The organism is Corynebacterium sp. ACRPQ (assembly GCF_022347225.1).
Lineage (GTDB): Bacteria > Actinomycetota > Actinomycetes > Mycobacteriales > Mycobacteriaceae > Corynebacterium > Corynebacterium tuberculostearicum_D.
Genome location: NZ_JAKRNF010000001.1, coordinates 194,074 through 212,509, shown reverse-complemented (window position 1 = coordinate 212,509; position 18,436 = coordinate 194,074). Strand labels below are relative to the sequence as shown.

Sequence of the window (18,436 nt, the reverse complement as noted above, 5' to 3'; positions counted from 1 at the left end):
GGAAGGATAGCCGTGACAACTCACCGCCCCGAACTGCATTTTGTCCCCGAAGACGGCGTCCTCGACGCCCCCGCTGGTATCCTGCGCGACGGCGATACCTGGCACCTGTTCTACCAGTACCGCCCCACCGCGGACTCCCCTGCCCGCTGGGGACACACCTACTCCGAAGAGTCTCCCTTTGACTGGTTGGACTGCGACGATGTCCTCGCGCCCGTCGGCGGCGAGCTCTCCCTGCGCGCAGGTTCCGTAGCCCAAGGCCCGGACGATATCCACCTCTACTTCACCTCCGTGACCGCCGCCGGTATCGCCGTTCACCTCGCCCGCTACGCCGACGTGGACGAAATCTGCGAGGTCTCCGATGACCCCCAGGCCCTCGACGCGAATGTCGTACGATTCGGCGAAGTCGTAGGCAATACCCGCAACTTCGATCACTTCCGCTCCCCCTCCGTGGTGCCCGATTGGGCCTCCGAGGACCGCGATGACGGCCACGACGGTTGGCTCATGCTCGCGCTCACCGGCCACTCCGACGCCCCGGTTCCCGTCATCCTCGAATCGGCCGATGGCGTGTCTTGGCGGCTGCGCGGCAGCCTCAAGTTCGACGGCGACCCTGGCTTCCTCGAAGGCGAGGTCCCCGCTACCTCGCCCATCCCGCCGGTCGTCTCGCCGCGCTTGGTCCGCCTGCGCGATGAGGTCGACGGCAATATCTACGACGTCCTCTTCGTCACCCTAGAGCGCGGCGGCCGCGACGTCTCCGGCTACCTCGTCGGCCGGCTGGAGGGCACTACTTTTACCGTGGTCTCCGGCTTCCGCCGCGTAGACTTCGGCCACGACTTCTCCCGTCCGCGCAATACCAATACGACCACCGGCACTCTCACCCCAGAGCAGCGCTACGAGCGGGCCGTCATCGTCGGCCTCCTCAACGGCAACGGCCGCGGCGACGACGCCACCAAGCACGCTTCCTGGGAGGCCGAAGGCTGGGCCAATGCCCTGTCCCTGCCCCGCCGAGTCACCCTCGAGGGCGGCGTCCTCTACCAAGCACCCGCCCGCGGCCTGCCCGATGCCGTCAAGCTCTCCGATTACGCCCGTTCCTGGACCGGCGTCATGGAGGTCCCTTCCGGTTCCTGTGTGACTGTCACGCTTCTCGACGGCGCCGGTGACCCCGCCGCCACCATCTGCCACTCCGGCGATGACATCAGCCTCGATCGCTCCATGAACAAGGCCTTCGACCACTGTTTCGCCGATTCCGAGCCCGCCACCGCCACGCTTGCCGAAGGCGACTCCGATACCCTCACCATCATCCAAGACGGCTCCACCGTTGAGGTATTCGTCGACGGCGGTCTCATCGCCATGGCCTCCCGCGTCTACTTCGAAGGCGGCTGCTCCGGCCTGCGAGTCGAGACTTCCGGCGATGCCGTCATCGAACAGGACTGGCAGCGCTCCGGCTCCAAGCTCTAATCCCCCGGCTCTCAGCCCCTCCCCGCCCTTCGCGCTCACCGGCGCGGCCGCCCACCGCGGTTCCGCCTCCCCTGGTGAGCGGCAAGGGCGGGGTTGCGCGTTTTCGGCCTCACTCCGCTGAGCCGCGTCTGTCCTCGCTCCCTCATACGCGTCCTTCGCGCTCACGGGGAGAAGCTGGGGCGTCGGCAAGCGTGTGCCGGTGAGCGGCAAAGGCGAAAACCTCCCCTCGCGCTCACTGGGGAGACGAAAGAACCGCCCCACGCGCTGCCGGTGAGCGCGAAGGGCGGTGAGGTGGCTGGGGCCAGCCGGGAGCTAGACGGCGCGGAGGCGGTCCAAGCGGGCGCGAGCGGTGACCGTGAGCGTCGGGGGCAGCGCGGCCATGCGCTCGGCGAGTTCGCCGGCGCTGATGTGGCGCGCGGACGGGCTCATGCCTACCTGAGCGGCGACGGAGGCCTTATCAAGCTCGATGGGGAACGAGATATCGACCGGGTCGGCCGCCTGCTCGAGGAAGCCCTCGGCCTGCTCATACATGCGCTCGACCTTGCCTTCTTCCACGCCGAGGATGCCGAGCGGCTCGCGCAGCTCATCCAGGTGTCCGGCGCCGGGGGTCAAGACGATGACCTGGCCGCCTGGGGCAAGCACGCGCTGGAATTCGGCGGGATTGCGCGGGGCGAAGACGACGGAGATTGCGTCGACGGACTCATCCTGGATGGGAAGGCGCTCCCACACATCGGCCACGACGGCGCCGACGCGCGGGTGGCACTTAGCCAAGTGCTTCGCAGCGTGCGGGGAAATGTCGAGGCCAACGCCGCGGGCCTCCGCGATGGAGTCCAGGGTGTGGGCCAGGTAGTAGCCGGTGCCGGCACCCACCTCGAGGAGGGAGGCGGGCGTGGACTCGGCCAGGGAGGCGGAATCCAGTCCGTCCTGGACGGCCCCGGTTACGGCCTCAACGAAGGGCGCGAAGTGGCCCATGGCCAAATAGGTCTCGCGGGCGTTGACCATATCCATGTCATCGCCCTTGTGCTTGAGTCCGGCGCCGGCCGCGAGGGTGACGTAGCCCTGCTTGGCCACATCATAAGAGTGGCCGGATTCCGAAACGAGGCGAGAGAAATCATCGGCACCAGAAAGCGCGGTGCCATCGTTGGGATCGGCCAGAATGTCGACGATATGAGAAAGCATGTACCTAGACTAGCTAGAAACCTCGGTCAACAGGGAACCGAGCTCGGCGGCCTCGTCCTTGCTCAGCTCGATGACGATGCGACCGCCGCCATCCGAGGGGATGCGCATGACAATTTTGCGGGACTCCTCTACTGCTTCCATTTCTCCGCCCGTCGTGCGCGGCTTCATTGCTGCCATAGTGAGTCTCCTTTAGTTAACTTCTTTTCCTTCCAGCTTAGACCTTTTCTGCGCGGAAGATAGTTGTTCTTCCAGTTGCGCGAGGAGATCGTCTACCTGGTCCTGGCGGTATCCACGGGGAACTACCTCGAATTTCACCTGGTCAAGGCGGCCTTCGCGGAGGGCGGCGCGGTTATTTTCGCGCACCTTCTGCGGCTCGTCGAGCGGGTGCATGACCTCGCCGCGGCCAAAGATGGAGCCCCATACCCAGGTGCCGATGACGGTCAGGGCGATGAGGACAAGGAGGAGCATAATCCAAGACAGCATGGCTTAAACCTTACCTTTTAGCGGCGGGCGTTGAGCAACGGGAGCGATGACCCCGGCGCGGGCGAGCAGCGTGCGCGCAACCACCTCGGCCATCGGCGCCAGCTCGTGCAGCGGCCGGTTGCGGTGTACCCGCGTGCCCAGGTCTACCTGTGCGACTTTGCCCCGCTTGGCGACGTCCACCATTAGCCCCGCTTCCACCCCATACCCCTCCACGAAGGGAAGTTCTAAGGCGGTGGCGCGGCGCAGGGCGTATTCGCCTCCAAGGGGCTGATCGATGTGGGCGAGCTCGGGAAAGAGCTGCTTGATGAGCGGCTTGGCGGTCAGTTCGGTCACGCGGCCGCCGCCGGTGGGCTGGCCGTTGAGGCTGCGGCGGTAGCAGGCTTTGACCATCTCCACCGCGGGGTCAGCGAAGGGCGCGGCCAAGGCAGTGACCATGCCGGGCGCGGCGGATTCAAGGTCGGCGTCGACAAAGACGACGATGTCTCCCTTCGCTGCGGCAACCCCGCGCCAGAGGGATTCGCCCTTACCGGGGCGCGGTTCCTCTGGGAGGATATCGCGCCAATTGCGCACATCCGCCCCGGCGGCGGCAGCGCGGGAGGCGGTGTCGTCGGTGGAGTCGGCGTCGATGACGAGCACCTCGAGCGGTTCATCGGCGAGGCAGGCGCGCACGACGTCCGCGACGGTGTCCTCCTCGTTGAGCGCTGGAATGATTACAGAGACGCTCATGCAAGGCCTCGCGTGGTTGCTAGTGGGGCCACCTCGCCTTGGATGGCGGCGGTCATGCGGATGACATCAGCCGTCTCGGCCACCTCGTGCACGCGAAAGGCGGCCACGCCGCGGGCGGCGGACCACGCGGTGGCGGCCAGGGTGCCGGCCACGCGCTCTCCTACCCCGCGGTCGAGCGTCTCGCCCACGAAGTCCTTATTGGATAGCGCCATGAGCACCGGCCATCCAGTGGCGACGACCTCGTCGATGCGCCGCAGGAGCTCGAGCCCGTGAAAGGTGTTTTTGCCAAAGTCATGCGTCGGATCGATGAACGTCAGGTCCTCCGGGCAGCCGAGGGAGGCGGCGCGCTCGGCCAATTGGGTGGTTTCCGCGATGACATCGGCCACCACGTCATCAAAGTGCACTCGGTGGGGCCGGGTGCGCGGGGTGATGCCGCCGGTGTGCGAACACACGTAGCCCACGCGGTGGTGGCCGGCGACCTCGATGAGCTCGGGATCCCAACCGGCCCAGGTGTCATTGACCAGGCCGGCGCCGGCTGCGATGGCGGCCTCTGCCACCTCGCTGCGCCAGGTATCGACGGAGATGAGCACATCCGGGTGGCGCTCGTGCACCTTCTCGATGGTCGGCACCACGCGGTCGATTTCCTCCGCCGCGTCCACTGCCTTGCCGGGGCCAGCCTTCACACCGCCAATATCGACGATCGACGCACCGGCCGCGATCACCTCATCACAACGGCGCAGCGCCGGGTCAAGGTCAAAGGTTGCGCCCTTGTCATAGAAGGAATCCGGGGTGCGATTGACAATCGCCATCACACGCGCGAGGCTCAACGCGGCTCCCTGATGCGCTTATCGCTCATGACTTGGTGGCGCTGGATGATGTGGGAGAGGGCCTCATCGGGGTCGTCGGTAAGCAGGAAAAGCTCCCGGTCGCCCTCGTTGATATAGCCGTTGGCCGCGAGGGTGTTTTCCATCCATTCCAGCAGGCCGGACCAGTATTCGGTGCCCATGAGCACGATGGGGTAATTGGTTACCTTTCCGGTCTGCACCATGCACATGACCTCGAAGAACTCATCCATCGTGCCCATGCCGCCAGGCAGGCAGATGAAAGCCTGCGAGTACTTCAAGAACATTGTCTTGCGGGCAAAGAAGTAGCGGAAATTCAGGCCCAGATCCACATACTCATTAAGCCCCTGCTCGTGGGGAAGCTCGATGCCCAGGCCCACGGATAGCCCGCCGGCCTCGTGGGCGCCGCGGTTGGCTGCCTCCATGATGCCGGGGCCGCCGCCGGTGATGACGGCATAGGAGTGCTCGGCCAGCTTGCGGCCAACCTCGACGCCCAACTGGTAGCTCGCATCCTCCGGCGTGGTGCGTGCGGAACCGAAGACGGTCACGGCCTTCGGCAGCTTGGAAAGCGCATCGAAGCCAGCGACGAACTCGCCTTGGATGCGCAGGACGCGCCACGGATCGGCATGCTGCCACTCATGGTCCGCGCCGGACTCCAAGAGCCGTTGGTCAAAGGTGGAGGCCTGCTCGCCTTCGGTGCGCAGCAGCATCGGGCCGCGCAGGGTGCGCATCTGCTCAGGGGTCATGGTCTATCCCTTCAGGTAGTTCAAGAGGGCGGTGGATACTTCGGTGATCTGCGCGGTGGGGACCTGCTCGTCCTTCTTATGCGCGAACCCGGGGTCGCCGGCGCCGAAGTTTACGGCCGGGGTGCCCATTTCAGAAAAGCGGGCGACGTCGGTCCAGCCGTACTTGGCGCGGACGTTGCCCCCGACGGCGTCGATAAGAGCCTTGGCCGCTGGCTGGCCCAAACCGGGCTGGGCGGCCGGTGCGATGTCATCGATCTCGATGGTGACGTCTTCTTCCTCGCCGATGATGGACTTCATGTAGTCCAGCGCCTCGTCGCTCGTACGGTCCGGCGCGAAGCGGAAGTTCACAAACATCCATGCCTCATCCGGCAGCGTATTGGTGGCCACGCCGGACTCGAGGTGGACGATGTTGAGGCCCTCGCGGTAGGTGCAGCCATCGATGGTGACATCGCGGGACTCATAGGCGGCGATGCGGCTCATAATGGGCGCGAGCTTGTGTGCTGCGTTGGAGCCGAGCCAGGCGCGGGCCGAGTGTGCACGGGTGCCGTGGGCGGTCACGCGCAGGCGAATGGAGCCCTGGCAGCCGGCCTCCACCATGGCACCGGAGGGCTCGCCCAGAAGAGCGAAGTCGCCCTCGAGCCACTCCGGGTGGTCTTTTTGCAGGTGGCCCAGGCCATTAAATTCAGTGGCCACTTCTTCGCCCTCGTAGGCGATGACGGTCAGGTCATGCTTGAGCTCGTCCGCTTCGTGCAGCTGGGCAAAGGCATTGAGGTAGACGGCCATGCCGGACTTCATGTCCACAGTGCCGCAGCCCCACATAATCTCTACCCCGTCTTCAGAGGTTTCCATGTGATGCGGTACATTTTCTGCCAACGGAACGGTATCAATGTGGCCAGCGAGCACCACGCGGGAACCGAGCCCGCGGTTCGTGCGGGCGCACACGGTATTGCCGTAGCGGGCAACCTCGACGTCCAATCCGCGCAGCGCTTCTTCGATGGCGTCTGCGATGGCCTCCTCATGGTGGGAGGGGCTCGGAATATCTACGAGCGCCTTGGTTAGTTCGATGGGGTCTGCATATAGATCTAAAGTCACAAAGCGCCATGCTAGCGCTCCGCGCAGCTCACCGCATTGTGTAAAGTTCACTTCACTGCAAATAATTCGTCCCCCGTAAGGTGATAACAATGGCCGAAGCCACTCAATTGAACTCCCGTCATCTCACGATGATGGGCCTTGGCTCCGCCGTGGGCGCCGGTCTCTTTCTCGGCGTGGGCCTCGGCATCCAGATTTCCGGCACCTCCGTGCTCATCTCCTATGCCGTAGCCGGCGCGCTCATCGCACTGGTGATGTGGATGCTTGGTGAAATGGCTGCCGCCCGCCCCTCTTTGGGGTCATTTTCCACCTACGCCGGCCAGGCCTATGGCCACTGGGCGCGCTTTACCATGGGGTGGATTTACTGGTTCATGCTGATCATGGTCATGGGCGCCGAAATCACCGGCGCGGCCGCCATCATTTCCAATTGGTTCGATATTGCCCCATGGATTCCAGCGCTTATCGCCGTGGCGTTTTTCGCGGTGGTCAACTTCGCGGCCGTGGGCGGTTTTGGTGAGTTCGAGTTCTGGTTCGCCATCATCAAGGTTGGCGTCATCGTCGCCTTCCTCGTCATCGGCGTACTCATGGCGCTGGGCATCCTGCCGGGCATGGATTTCTCCTTGGCCGGTACCAACTTCACCGAGAACTTCCTGCCCAATGGCATGCCGGGCTTCGCCGCCGGTTTGCTGGCCGTTGCCTTTGCCTTTGGCGGCATCGAGCTGGTGACGATCGCGGCGGCCGAATCCGAGAACCCGGCGCACAACGTGGCCACCGCGGTGCGCGCCATCATCGTGCGCATCATGATTTTCTACATCGGCTCCATCGTGGTGATCACCATGGCGCTGCCGTTTAGCTCCATCCAGGACGCCGATGTCGCGGCCGATTCCCCCTTCACCCTGGTGCTCGCGGCCGCCAAGATTCCATTTGCGGCCGGCTTCATGGAGGCGATTATCGCTCTCGCCTTGCTGTCTGCCTTCAACGCGCAGATTTACGCCACCTCCCGCTTGGTCTTTGATATGGCCAAAGACCACTGCGCCCCGGGATTCTTCCTCAAGCAAAACCGCGCCGGCTCCCCCATCAACGCCGTCATCTTGTCCATGGTCTTCGCCTTCGCTTCGGTGGGCCTGCAGTTCTGGAACCCGCCGGGGCTCCTGGCATTCCTCTTCAACGCGGTCGGAGGGTGCCTGCTGGTCATCTGGTCCTTCATCGTGGCTTCCTTTATCAAGCTGCACCCCGTGCTGCGCAAGAACGGCGAGCTGACCGAGATCCACGTGCCCGGCTTCCCCTGGCTGCCCTGGATCACGGCCGCCGCCCTGGCCGGACTAACCCTGCTCATGCTCTTTGATCCGGCCGCGCGCAACCAGGTCATCTCGGTGCTCATCCTGGCTGCGGTGCTCGTCATCTTGTCCTTTGTACTTCCCACCGGCCAGCGCGCGGGGGCGCGGAAGTAGTTGCTAAGCTAGCGGGCATGACTTCTGCATCCGCACGTGGCCTAGCAACCATTACCCATGACGGCACCGTCCTGGACGTATGGTTCCCGGCCGTATACACCGATAAGAACGTAGAGACCACCGAGACCAAGCGCCTGGAAGAGGTTCCCCAGCAGTTCTCCGCACTGGCAGGCCCGGACGAGGAGCGTGGCGTGGCCCGCGTCGCCGTTGAGACCTCCATCAAGGATCTGGATGACGCCCCCGTCGATACCTACGATGCTTACCTGCGCCTGCACCTCCTGTCCCACCGCGCGGTCAAGCCGCACGGCCTGAATATGGATGGCATCTTCGGCCACCTCAACAACGTTGTCTGGACCAACTACGGCCCGTGCGCCGTGTCCGATTTCCAGATGGTGCGCGGCCGCCTGGCCTCCCGCGGCCCGGTCGTTGTCTACTCCGTGGACAAGTTCCCCCGCATGGTGGACTACGTTGTGCCGTCCGGCGTCCGCATCGGTGACGCAGACCGCGTCCGCCTGGGCGCCCACCTGGCTGAGGGCACCACCGTCATGCACGAGGGCTTCGTCAACTTCAACGCCGGCACCCTAGGCGCCTCCATGGTGGAAGGCCGCATCTCCGCGGGCGTCGTCGTAGGCGATGGCTCCGATATCGGCGGCGGCGCGTCCATCATGGGCACCCTGTCCGGCGGCGGCAAGGAGGTCATCTCCATCGGCGAGCGCTGCCTCCTCGGCGCCAACTCCGGCATCGGCATTTCGCTTGGCGACGACGCCGTGGTCGAAGCCGGCCTCTACGTCACCGCCGGCACCAAGGTAGCCGTCTTTGGCAAGGTCGCGGAAGCACTGGGCGTCGACAATGGCGAGAACGTCAAGGGCTCCCAGCTCTCCGGTGCCTCCGGCATGCTGCTGCGCCGCAACTCCGTCTCCGGCGCGGTTGAGGCCGTGGAGTGGAAGGCTGAAGCCGTCGCGCTTAACGACGAGCTGCACAAGAATTAACACCCCCGATTCCTATAGCCCAATCGGGCAAAATAAGATGGAGGGGTGACTGATAACTCCTCCACCCTCGGTTCTGGCCTGAAGGTCCGCCACCTGACCATGATGGGGCTAGGCTCCACCATCGGTGCCGGACTTTTCTTGGGCACCGGCGTCGGCATTTCCGCCGCCGGCCCCGCCGTGCTCCTCGCCTACGTCATCGCAGGCTTTCTGGCCATTTTGGTGATGCAGATGCTGGGCGAGATGGGCACCGTTATCCCCGCCTCCGGCTCCTTTTCCGAATACGCCGAACACGGCATCGGCCGCTGGGCGGGCTTTACCCAGGGCTGGATCTATTGGCTAGCCACCGTCGCCGTGCTCGGCGCCGAAATCACCGGCGCGGCCGGCTTCATCGGCTCTTGGTTCAACGTCTCGCCATGGATTCCCGCCGCCATCTGCGTGGTCCTCTTCGGCATCATCAATCTGCTGCGCGTGCGCAGCTTCGGCGAATTCGAGTACTGGTTCGCCCTCATCAAGGTCGTTGTCATCGTGGCCTTCCTCATTATCGGCGCGCTGCTCATCCTGGGCCTCCTGCCCGGCCATTCCTTCATCGGTACCTCCGTCTTCTTGGAGGACGGCTTCATGCCCAATGGCCTCGGCGGCGTCGCGGCTGGCCTGTTGGCCGTAGCCTTCGCCTTCGGCGGCATCGAGGTGGTTGCCATCGCTTCTGCCGAATCCGAAGACCCCGAGAAATCCCTAGTCAACGCCGTGCGCTCCACCATCTTGCGTATTTCCGTGTTCTACCTAGGCTCCGTCCTCGTCATCACGTTCCTCCTGCCCTATTCCATCCTGGGCGGTGCCTCCACGGCCGCGGAATCCCCCTTCACCATGGTTCTCGAGCGCGCCGGCATCCCGGGCGCGGCCGGCATCATGGAAGTCGTCATCGTCCTCGCACTACTCTCCGCCTTCAACTCGCAGATCTACGCCTCCTCCCGCATGATGCATTCCCTAGCCTCCCGCGGCGAGGCCCCGCGCATCTTCACCACCACCAATAAGGACGGCGTTCCCACCACCGCCATCGCCCTCTCTGTCCTCCTCTCGGCCGTCATGGTCGCGCTCAACTACGCCGATACCGGCTGGCTCCTTACTTTCATGCTCAACGCCGCCGGCGCCTCCCTACTCATCGTCTGGGTCTTCATCGCCGTCAGCCAGCTACGCCTGCGCCGCCAGCTCGAGGCGCTCCACCCCCTCCCCATCCGCATGTGGGCCTTCCCCTACCTCACCTGGTTCGCCCTCGCCCTCTTTGCGGCCATCGCGGTGCTCATGCTTACCGACGCCACCGCCCGCACCCAACTCCTCTCCGCCGCCGCCATGTTCGCGGTGCTCGCCATCGCCGGCGTCATCAATTCCAAGGTTCGCGGCATCAACCCGACCTCAACGCTGCCCCTCACCTAGCCCCTTATCCCAGGGGGCTCACCTCGCCCCTCCGTCCTCCCTCGGCCACTCCCGCCCTTCGCGCTCACCGGCACGAGGCGGGGTCTCTCTTTTTCGTCACCTGGTGAGCGCCTAGGGCGAACTCTGCCCACGCCCCCTCCCGTCGCGCTCACGGGGAACTCAAATCAGGGCAACCCGGGGCCGCCGGTGAGCGCGAAGGGCAGTTATCCACAGCTATCCGGACCACGCAGCGGAAAATCACCCCCGAACCCCGGGTTATCCACAGGATGCCGCGACGCACATAGCTCCAGCCCACCACGACCGCTTAGGTTAAGCCCCATGGGGGAATGGACTACCGCGGAACTGCGCGGGCAAGGTTTGAGCAAGGATGCGATTCGTCGCAAAGTGCGCGAGGGGAAGCTCTATCGCGTGCATCGGGGGATTTATACCGATGAATGGACGCCGTGGGCGGTGGCGCGGGCGCTGGCGCATGGGCTCAGCCGCATCCATTTCACGGGAAAGACGGCGCAAGAGATTTACCTCGGCCGGCAGCTGACATTTCCTCTGGAAGCGGAGGGACCGCACACTTTGAAGGATAAGAGCTTTCGCGTTTCACACTCGCGACTTCAAGCCACGCACAATGTCAACGGCCTTCCGGTGATGCAACCGTTGTGGGCCGCGCGAAGGATTTCGCGAGCCTGCAGGCCTCTTTTGGAAGAACACTACCGAGGGAAACACGGCCCCGGCCGTCTAGAAACGGATCGTCGGCGAATGCGGCGCGTCCCAAGGAGTCTAAATGAGACGATCCGGCACGCCGCGATTGGAGCGGATAGCCCACCGGAGCGCACTTTAAGCAGAAAGCTGCGCACTGAAGGAATTTTCCCAGAACACAATGCTCTCATTGCGGGGTACCGCTTTGATCTCAGGATTGGAAGGCTCCTTGTGGAGGTCGATGGCTGGGAATACCACAAGCACAGCGAGGCCTTTCAAGCTGACCGGTCCAAACAAAACTCGGCCGTCGCCCACGGATATACGGTTTTGCGCTTTACTGCCGACGACATCAACTACCACCTCAGCGAAGCCATCCTACTTATCAAAGCCACTCTTGAGGTGCTAAAAGGCCGCAACCCTGAGCTTCCGACCTCAGCAACTCAGCCTTACTGGAAATGGCATCTATGTGTGAAACATTTGCTTTAATGACAATTATCCTTTACATTCGGATATGCAAGCAAGACACACAGTAAAGGAGTCCAGATGGCCGACCACCCCAACATGGTCCGCAAATGGCGCCGCTGGCTCGAATTATCACAAGCCGAACTCGCTGAAAAAGCCGGCGTCTCCCGCCAGACCATCGCCAATATCGAACGGGGCAATTACTCCCCTTCGGTGCACCTCGCACTGGACATTTGCCACGAACTAGGTAAATCCGTCGAAGAAATCTTTGGAGCCGAACAACATGATTAACGCCATTGCCAACTACTCCCTCAATGAAATCGAGCGCGCCACTCGCGATGAATTCGAACGCGACACGCTCTATAAAGCCTGCGCAATTGGCATCACTCTCATCCCATTCCTCGAGCTCGTCGTCGCCGCAATCCTCGCCTGGGTTCTCCCCGGCCGAATGAGCATGCTGTGCTTCCTCGCGCTCGTACCGTCCATCCTCGGCAATTCCATCGGCACAGCTTGGATGCGCAAGCGCGTCGCCACCCCACCAGTGGGCCGAAATTGGACCGCAATGGCCGTCTATTTCATCCCACTTATCGCCATGTTCGCTGGCATTGCCTATAACGCCTACGCGCCTGCCGACGGCCACAGCCCCGCCTCTTACCTCCTCGGCACCGCCGTCGGTGTAATCACCGTACTCATCCTCACCCCCTTCATTCGTCGCCGCCAGCACCGCCGCGACCAGGCTCGCCTGGATGCCGAGCTCGAAGACTAGTCCCACTCCCGCTCCCCTCCACCCGCCCTTCGCGCTCACCGCGGACGGCGGGTTCTCGCGTTTTCTGCCCCAGTGAGCGCGTGGGGAGGTACCGCCCCCTCGCACTCACCGAGAGGCCCACTCACCGTCGTCGAAGGGATGCCGGTGACCGCGACGGGAGCATTGCTTGCCGACGCCCCCCTTCCCGCTCACCGGCAGCTAGAAAAAGCCCCATCGCCGTGCGCTGGTGAGCGCGAAGGGCGGTGGGGCGAAAGGCGATGCGGCCAAGGGGCGGGACAGAGCGAGGCGGATGAGGCCGGCCCGGGACCTGGCTAGGCAGGTTCAGTTTCCTGGACAACCTGAGGCGCCTTCGGCTTCGAGCGGAAGGTCCACAGCTTGTTGATGACGAAGTTGATGGGCATCGCCACGATGATGGAAATGGCGTTTGCCCAGTAATACATCGTGCGCAGGCCGGTGGAATCATCCAGAATATCGGCCGGCAAATGGAGCGGAGAGGTGGGATTCATCAGCAGATGCTGAATCGCCATCGACACCACGAAGGCACCAATACCGGCGAGCAGGAAGGGGAAGAATCCGCGGATCCAGGACACTTTAGACACTGACTTGAAGGTCCACATGCGGTTGAGCTGGTAGTTCCACGTATTTGCGACTAAGAAAGCGATGGTGGAATAGAGCATGAACCAGCGCAGGTGAAATTGGGTTCCGAAGAGGTTGACCAGCGGGTCATTGGGCATCGCTTCGAAGCATGCCCAGCCCCACTTCTTCGCCAGGACCGAGGTGATGAGATTTACCGCGGTACCGGAACCGCCGACGATGCCGAATTTGAGAAACTGCCCAAAATTGGACACAAAGCGCGCGACGCTGAGGTCTGCCATGGGCCGCCTTTCTAGCCAGTGATTAAATAACTACTCGATTGTAGTTCTTAAAGCCTGGGAACTGAAAAATTGACGCTCGGAATGTGATAGAGGATCTATAAAAGTTATAGCCTCGTGGAGCAGGGCGAGCGGGGTTCGGAAACCATAGAGGTCGAGCTTGCGCGGGGTAGGATAGGTATCGTCGCCAAGCAGTGGGTGGCCGAGGTAATTGAGCAGCACGCGCAGCTGGTGGGTATGGCCGGTGCGCGGCCACATGGTCACCTCCCGGCCGGCGGCGCGTACGTACGTGGAGGTCAGTGTGCCTTCGGGGGCCACGAGCACCTGGCGCGCTCCGCGGGGCTTGCGCATGCGCAGGTCAATTTCCCGGTCTATGAAAAGCGGCTGCTTGACGACGCCCCGATACCTCTTCACCGCACTCCCCTCCAGGAAGATGCGCTGGTAGGCGGCGCGGGTTTCGGGATTGCGGGAGCAGATGACGAGGCCAGCGGTCAGGCGATCCAGGCGGTGCAGGGGTACGATGTCGTCCTCGCCAAAGTCCACGCGCAGGCGCGTTTGCAGCGTTTCGCGTTGGAGGCGGCCGTTGGTGGTCGTGGGCAGGAAGTGCGGCTTATCGGCCACGATGAGGTCGCGGTCGGCGTGGACCACGGAGTAGTCGAAAGGAATCGGGGGCTCCGGCGGCACCGCAGGGTGGTACCAGGCGGGCACGGGGTGTGAAAGTGCGGCGCCGGGCGGCAGCACGGTGCCGGGCGAAAAGGGAGAGTCGCCGGCACGGGCGGCGAAGTACTCCCCTTCCTCCGGCACGCGGCCACGCAGGACCGTTTTGCGCGGGGAGATGCCCGCGCGGGCGGGAGGCCTGCCCGAATTAGGCACCGGCGAGGCGGTCGACGGCGGCATCGATGCGCTCATCGGCGCCATTGAGGCCGATGCGCACGTGCTTCTCGCCGGCCGGGCCGTAGAAGTCGCCCGGGGCAGCGAGGATGCCGCGCTCAGCCAGCCAGTCGATGGTCTCGCGGCAATTCTCGCCCCGGGTGGCCCACAAGTACAGGCCGGCATCGGAGTGGTCGATGGTAAAGCCGGCGTCGACAAGCGCGTGCATGAGCACCGCACGGCGGGAGGCGTAGCGGTTGCGCTGGAGGGCCTCGGTGTCGTCGTCGTTTAGCGCGGCGACCATGGCGGCCTGGATGGGGCCTGGAACGATGAGGCCAGCGTGCTTGCGCAGCTGCAGCAGCTCGGCGATGAGCTCGTTATCGCCCGCGAAGAAGCCGGCGCGGTAGGAGGCCATATTCGCCGTCTTGGACAGCGAATGCATGGCGATGAGGCCGGTGTTATCGCCATCGGTCACGCGCGGATCAAGGATGGACACCGGCGGATTATCGTCGTTCCAGCCCAGGCTCATATAGCACTCATCGGAGGCGATGATGGCGCCGGTCTCCCGTGCCCACGCCACGATGCGGCGCAGCTCCTCCACGCCGAGGACGCGGCCGGTGGGATTGGAGGGCGAATTCAAAAAGACCAGGGAGGCATCCTGGAAATCGGAATCCGCGCGCAGCGGCTTAGCACCGGCGAGCAAGGCGCCCACCTCATAGGTGGGATAGGCCACCGAGGGGAAGGCGACGGTCTCGCCGCGCATACCCAGAAGCGTGGGCAGCCAGGCGATGGCCTCCTTGGTGCCGACCACCGGTAGGACGCGGTCAACCTGCATGTTATAGCGGCGGGTGAGCGCGGCGGCGATGGCCTCGCGCAGCTCCGGGGTGCCGGCGGTCTGCGGGTAACCAGGGTTCTGCGCGGCCGCGGTCAACGCGAGCTGCACGCCCGGGGACACAGGGTCAACGGGGTTGCCCACCGAGAGGTCAACGATTCCACCCGGGTGGGCCTGGGCCTTCTTCTTGGCGCCGGCCAGCGAATCCCAGGGGAAGTCTGGAAGCGTCTTTCCTAGCGGTGTGCGTGCCATGTCTTACTCCTGATTCTGTGGCGGAAGCGCGGCAATCATCGGGACGTCAAAGTCCTGTGGCCCAAGGGCTGCCGCGCCGCCCGGGGAGCCCAGGTCATCGAAGAAGGCCGCGTTGGCGTCGTTGTAGTCCAGCCACTCATCGGGAACGTCATCCTCGTAGAAGATGGCCTCGACTGGGCAAGCCGGCTCGCAGGCGCCGCAGTCCACGCACTCATCCGGGTGGATGTAGAGCATGCGCTTGCCCTCATAGATGCAGTCAACAGGGCATTCCTCAACGCAGCCGCGGTCCATTACGTCAACGCAAGGCTGTGCGATCGTATAAGTCATGGAGATTCCTTGAAGCTTCCTGATTTCTCGGATTTGGGATGTTTAACAGTATGTCACTTCTGCTTGAAAAATGGCCAAACGCCCCCGCCTATCCCGGCCAAAAGCAGGAGCAGGCTGAGAATATTATTGGCCAAGAGCATGTCTCCTGTCATCGGTACGAGGAGCATGAAGGCGAAAAAGCCCAGGCACCAAACGATGAGCGGGATGGCGCCGACCATCGGCGCGGGGCTCCATAGCCGGGCGGTGCGGGTGAGCACGGAGTTAAACCACCACGCAAGCAGGATGGTGATGGGAAAAGCCACACTCGCCCCATTGGATAGCGGAATGCGGGCGGTGAGGTAGATGACCTCAAGAAAGACCGATAGCAACGCGCCGATGGCCAGCCACACTAGGCCGGTGACCTGCTCGCCGCGACTAAAATCCGTGCGCATTATAGGCCGCCCAGCAAGTCATCGGCCGGCTCACCCTGGCCCAGCTGGAAGTACTCGGCGCGCAGCAGGGGCATGACCAGCAGGTTGGATAGGCCATAGGCTCCGGGCACGTGCTCGGGTTCGTGCAGCGCGGCCACGGCGGCCTCGGGGTTGGTGCGGGTGGTGGTGCCATCGGCCACCCAGATTTGGGAGGCGTGGGCGCGCATAGCGCAGCGCTTGGCGTCCAGGGCGGCGTCGGAAAGAGCGACGGTGACGTCCGCGCCCTCGTTGGTGAAATTGTCTAGGTACTCCTGGCTGGGCTTGGTCCACCCCGCCGGCGCATCGAGGGTGTCCAAACCGGCATAGTTGGCGGCGCGTTCAAAAATGCCGTACCAAATGCGCGTGCTTGGCGACGCCGCCTTCATCACCGCCTTATGCACCGCAATGTGGTCCGGGTGGCCATAGCCGCCATCGGGCCCGTAGGTCAAGATGGCGTGGGGGTGAATCGCCTCGAGCTCGTCGCTCAGGAAATCGGCCGCCTCCTCGATGCGATTGACCAGTGCACGCGGGTTCTCGTGCGAGGGAGAGCCTGCCATGCCGGAGTCATGGAAGTGGCCGAAACCGCCCAGTTGGATGCCCTTGACGCCCAGGGCATCGAGGGCATTGGCCAATTCGCGGGCGCGGAAACCGCCGAGCTGATCATGATCGGCCAAGCCTTGGTAAGGCTCGCCGATGACCTCGCCGTCCTCGCCCAAGGTAAGCGTAATGACGATAACCTCGGCGCCGCGTGCGGCTAGAGTTGCCAGGGTGCCACCCATAAAGAGGGTTTCATCATCCGGGTGGGCGTGCACTGCCACCACGCGGTAGCCGGTTAGGTCCTTAGTCTTCATCTATCCTCCAGCGGGGCGCGGTGATAAGACCCTCGTCCCAATCATCGATGCTTTGGCCGGGGCCTACAATACCCTCCCCGAGCGCGTGGATACGCGTCTCATCCACCAAAGGCACGTAGAGAGCTTCTTTAGAGTTCACATCGCGAATGCGTCCGAGTGCTTCCTTTGGGCTCAGGGCGCCGGATAAAATCTCCTCGCGAATCTCCTCCGCGTTCTCCGGGCAGATTCCGGACAGGTCGCCGGCGAGCGGCTGCTTGTCATCGCAGCTGAAGATATTTGCCGCGGCCACCGAGTTCAGGGAGATATCCTCCCAGGTCACTACCGCATCCACCTCACCTTCGGGCAGGAGCTTGGAGGTGATCGTGGTCAGGCGCTCGGACACCACCTCGGCGGCGATCCCGTGGGCTTCGAGGACGTCATAAAGCGTATTGGCCGCGGCCAAGGCCGTGGGGCTGGTGGGGTCTACCGCAAAGCGAATCGGCTTCTTACTAGCGCGAGTGCGCAGCGCAGTGAGATCCGTGTCCTTACTAATGGGGTTATTCCCCGGTTCGAGGTTGGAGGCGCGGCCGGTGGCCAAGCGCGCGACCTGGTCCGTATCAATCAGCGAGGCCAATCCGCGGCGCGCGGCCCTTTCTTCCAGAGCTTCATCCGCGGTGGACATGTGCAGGCGCAGTTGGCGCGGGCGGGTCAGTGTCTTATCGGAAACATGCCCCAAAAGGCCCAGTGCTTCCTGCGAGGTTTGGCCAGGCGTGAAGTCCGCGAAACCAATCTGCCCGGAGCGCAGCATATTAAGCGCCTGGGTGCTATCGCGCACCTCGCGCAGCTGAATGACGTCCACCTGCGCCGGATTGGCACCCCAGAAGCGGTCGTTCCGGTTCAAGGTAATGACTCCGCGGCCGCGGTCCACGCTATCGACGAGGAAGCGCCCGGCCGATGCCGGAATCTTATCGGCCAAGGCGGAGCCGAAGTTATCGTCCTGCAGCAGGTGGGAAGGCAACAAATTATGAAAAAGCAGGTGCCAATCTTTCACCTTCTCGGAGAAATCCACGGTGACTACGCGGCCGCCATCGGAGGTATTAACAGCCGATATGGCGTGGTAGCCGGAAGGATCGCGCACACCGGCGGTAGTGGTCATCTGCTTCCACAGGTAGCTAAAGTCCGCACCGGAAATGGGTGTGCCATCGGACCATTGTGCGGGCGAGGCAATGACGTAGCGCACCCGCTGCACCACGCCCTTAGGCGCGGTGACCTCAGAGGCGGATTCGAGGATATCGGCGTCCCTTTGCCCGTTGTGGAACGCTGAGGGCAGCACCAGTTCTGCAATCTGGTCGACCAGCTCGGAGTTATTGGCCACCAGGTGCGGGTTCAATCCCGCGCGCAAGGGGTCCACGCCCACCGAGATGGTGGGGCGCTTGGCGGAGTCGGCATCCTGCGGCTGCTCTTCTTCCGGGGTAGGCGTGGTGGTGGTCTGATCTTCTTGCAGCACGGAGGCATTTTCCTCCACCACCGGTGGTGGGCCGGGGTTAGCCGCGCAGGCGCTAAGTAGTGCAAGGCTGGCGGTGCTGAGTACCGCTGCGATTGCCGACGCCGCGCGCCTTGGTGAAGCCGGATTCTTTTTCATCGCGGACTACTTTAGTCCCTCTCCCCCGCCGAAACGAAGATTATTGGCGCTAG

At 63.6% G+C, this 18,436-nt stretch carries 21 protein-coding genes; 7 read left to right on the top strand and 14 right to left on the bottom strand.

Annotation, left to right across the window (positions count from 1 at the left end):
- Positions 1-12 precede the first annotated feature (12 nt).
- Positions 13-1,455, top strand: coding sequence for a GH32 C-terminal domain-containing protein (locus MHY24_RS01030; RefSeq protein ID WP_239228041.1), 1,443 nt, complete (start codon positions 13-15; stop codon positions 1,453-1,455).
- A gap of 312 nt (positions 1,456-1,767) precedes the next feature.
- On the opposite strand, the gene MHY24_RS01025 is transcribed toward MHY24_RS01030, so the two are convergent.
- From MHY24_RS01025 to dapE, 7 genes are read right to left on the bottom strand one after another with little or no spacing between them, the layout of a single operon-like run.
- The gene (locus tag MHY24_RS01025) at positions 1,768-2,634 is read right to left on the bottom strand and encodes a methyltransferase domain-containing protein (RefSeq protein ID WP_204609539.1); all 867 of its coding nucleotides are present in this window, start codon (positions 2,632-2,634) and stop codon (positions 1,768-1,770) included.
- A gap of 9 nt (positions 2,635-2,643) precedes the next feature.
- Complete coding sequence (locus MHY24_RS01020) at positions 2,644-2,811, bottom strand: DUF3117 domain-containing protein (RefSeq protein WP_005323535.1); 168 nt, start codon at positions 2,809-2,811, stop codon at positions 2,644-2,646.
- A 12-nt stretch (positions 2,812-2,823) separates the two neighbouring features.
- Positions 2,824-3,117, bottom strand: a complete 294-nt coding sequence (locus MHY24_RS01015) for a DivIVA domain-containing protein (RefSeq protein ID WP_005327512.1) — start codon at positions 3,115-3,117, stop codon at positions 2,824-2,826.
- A 3-nt stretch (positions 3,118-3,120) separates the two neighbouring features.
- Complete coding sequence (locus MHY24_RS01010; RefSeq protein WP_239228040.1) at positions 3,121-3,843, bottom strand: glucosyl-3-phosphoglycerate synthase; 723 nt, start codon at positions 3,841-3,843, stop codon at positions 3,121-3,123.
- Positions 3,840-4,652, bottom strand: a complete 813-nt coding sequence (gene folP, locus MHY24_RS01005; protein ID WP_200435252.1) for a dihydropteroate synthase — start codon at positions 4,650-4,652, stop codon at positions 3,840-3,842. Before folP ends, MHY24_RS01010 begins: the two co-directional genes overlap by 4 nt.
- Positions 4,653-4,666: 14 nt before the next feature.
- Positions 4,667-5,431 (bottom strand): TIGR00730 family Rossman fold protein, encoded by a 765-nt coding sequence (locus MHY24_RS01000; RefSeq protein WP_239228039.1) that lies wholly within the window; start codon positions 5,429-5,431, stop codon positions 4,667-4,669.
- 3 nt (positions 5,432-5,434) lie between these two features.
- Positions 5,435-6,523: a succinyl-diaminopimelate desuccinylase gene (gene dapE, locus MHY24_RS00995; protein WP_239228038.1), complete on the bottom strand. Its 1,089-nt coding sequence runs from the start codon at positions 6,521-6,523 to the stop codon at positions 5,435-5,437.
- An 89-nt stretch (positions 6,524-6,612) separates the two neighbouring features.
- On the opposite strand from dapE, the gene MHY24_RS00990 reads away from it, so the two are divergent.
- The 6 genes from MHY24_RS00990 to MHY24_RS00965 all read left to right on the top strand — a co-directional run bounded on the left by MHY24_RS00990 (position 6,613) and on the right by MHY24_RS00965 (position 12,309).
- Positions 6,613-7,971 carry an amino acid permease gene (locus MHY24_RS00990; RefSeq protein ID WP_239228037.1) on the top strand — a complete coding sequence of 453 codons (1,359 nt, stop codon included), beginning with the start codon at positions 6,613-6,615 and terminating at the stop codon, positions 7,969-7,971.
- A gap of 17 nt (positions 7,972-7,988) precedes the next feature.
- The gene (gene dapD / locus MHY24_RS00985) at positions 7,989-8,960 is read left to right on the top strand and encodes a 2,3,4,5-tetrahydropyridine-2,6-dicarboxylate N-succinyltransferase (protein WP_150851324.1); all 972 of its coding nucleotides are present in this window, start codon (positions 7,989-7,991) and stop codon (positions 8,958-8,960) included.
- A 99-nt stretch (positions 8,961-9,059) separates the two neighbouring features.
- Complete coding sequence (locus tag MHY24_RS00980) at positions 9,060-10,391, top strand: amino acid permease (RefSeq protein WP_239228111.1); 1,332 nt, start codon at positions 9,060-9,062, stop codon at positions 10,389-10,391.
- Between the two features lie 318 nt (positions 10,392-10,709).
- Positions 10,710-11,567 carry a type IV toxin-antitoxin system AbiEi family antitoxin domain-containing protein gene (locus MHY24_RS00975; protein WP_239192513.1) on the top strand — a complete coding sequence of 286 codons (858 nt, stop codon included), beginning with the start codon at positions 10,710-10,712 and terminating at the stop codon, positions 11,565-11,567.
- Between the two features lie 57 nt (positions 11,568-11,624).
- Complete coding sequence (locus MHY24_RS00970; RefSeq protein ID WP_049377975.1) at positions 11,625-11,834, top strand: helix-turn-helix transcriptional regulator; 210 nt, start codon at positions 11,625-11,627, stop codon at positions 11,832-11,834.
- Positions 11,827-12,309, top strand: a complete 483-nt coding sequence (locus MHY24_RS00965; protein WP_204609553.1) for a transcriptional regulator — start codon at positions 11,827-11,829, stop codon at positions 12,307-12,309. Before MHY24_RS00970 ends, MHY24_RS00965 begins: the two co-directional genes overlap by 8 nt.
- A 311-nt stretch (positions 12,310-12,620) precedes the next feature.
- Here the strand turns inward: MHY24_RS00965 and MHY24_RS00960 are convergent, their stop codons facing one another.
- Genes MHY24_RS00960 through MHY24_RS00930 form a run of 7 tightly spaced genes read right to left on the bottom strand, consistent with a single transcriptional unit; the run spans position 12,621 to position 18,383 of the window.
- Positions 12,621-13,184, bottom strand: a complete 564-nt coding sequence (locus MHY24_RS00960) for a GtrA family protein (RefSeq protein ID WP_204609555.1) — start codon at positions 13,182-13,184, stop codon at positions 12,621-12,623.
- Between the two features lie 30 nt (positions 13,185-13,214).
- The gene (locus MHY24_RS00955; protein ID WP_239192517.1) at positions 13,215-14,090 is read right to left on the bottom strand and encodes a pseudouridine synthase; all 876 of its coding nucleotides are present in this window, start codon (positions 14,088-14,090) and stop codon (positions 13,215-13,217) included.
- The gene (gene dapC, locus MHY24_RS00950; RefSeq protein WP_239192520.1) at positions 14,047-15,135 is read right to left on the bottom strand and encodes a succinyldiaminopimelate transaminase; all 1,089 of its coding nucleotides are present in this window, start codon (positions 15,133-15,135) and stop codon (positions 14,047-14,049) included. Before dapC ends, MHY24_RS00955 begins: the two co-directional genes overlap by 44 nt.
- Positions 15,136-15,138: 3 nt before the next feature.
- The gene (fdxA, locus tag MHY24_RS00945) at positions 15,139-15,462 is read right to left on the bottom strand and encodes a ferredoxin (RefSeq protein WP_005327491.1); all 324 of its coding nucleotides are present in this window, start codon (positions 15,460-15,462) and stop codon (positions 15,139-15,141) included.
- Between the two features lie 53 nt (positions 15,463-15,515).
- Positions 15,516-15,893 carry a hypothetical protein gene (locus MHY24_RS00940; protein ID WP_005327488.1) on the bottom strand — a complete coding sequence of 126 codons (378 nt, stop codon included), beginning with the start codon at positions 15,891-15,893 and terminating at the stop codon, positions 15,516-15,518.
- A complete protein-coding gene (locus MHY24_RS00935; protein WP_239192522.1) occupies positions 15,893-16,762 on the bottom strand; it encodes a PIG-L family deacetylase in 870 nt (289 codons plus the stop codon). Before MHY24_RS00935 ends, MHY24_RS00940 begins: the two co-directional genes overlap by 1 nt.
- A complete protein-coding gene (locus tag MHY24_RS00930; RefSeq protein ID WP_239228036.1) occupies positions 16,752-18,383 on the bottom strand; it encodes an ABC transporter family substrate-binding protein in 1,632 nt (543 codons plus the stop codon). The genes MHY24_RS00935 and MHY24_RS00930 overlap by 11 nt, the downstream gene beginning before the upstream one ends.
- Positions 18,384-18,436: the final 53 nt, after the last annotated feature.